The organism is Paenibacillus sp. BJ-4, assembly GCF_020404765.1.
GTDB lineage: Bacteria > Bacillota > Bacilli > Paenibacillales > Paenibacillaceae > Paenibacillus.
Genome location: NZ_JAIVEM010000068.1, coordinates 1 through 242 on the forward strand (window position 1 = coordinate 1; position 242 = coordinate 242).

Genomic DNA, 242 nt, shown 5'->3' on the forward strand with positions numbered 1-242 from the left:
CCGGATAATCCGGGTCGAGCGGCACATACGCCCCGCCCGCTTTCCAGACGGCCAGCACGGCCACCAGCAAGTCCACCGAACGCTCGGCGAGAATGCCGACGATCGTCTCCCGGCCGATGCCGCTTGCGCGCAGCGTGGCCGCCAAGCGGTTCGCCCGCTCGTTCAGCTCCGCATACGTCAGCCGGTCGTTCTCGTACACGACGGCCGCCTCTTCCGGCGTGCGCTCCGCCTGTTCCTCAAAC

Annotated in this window: 1 protein-coding gene; it reads right to left on the reverse strand. The window is 68.6% G+C overall.

Translation table 11 applies throughout. The features are described 5' to 3' along the window. A partial coding sequence (locus tag LCF57_RS11160; protein ID WP_226000746.1) for an AMP-binding protein occupies window positions 1-242 on the reverse strand: 242 nt, incomplete at both ends.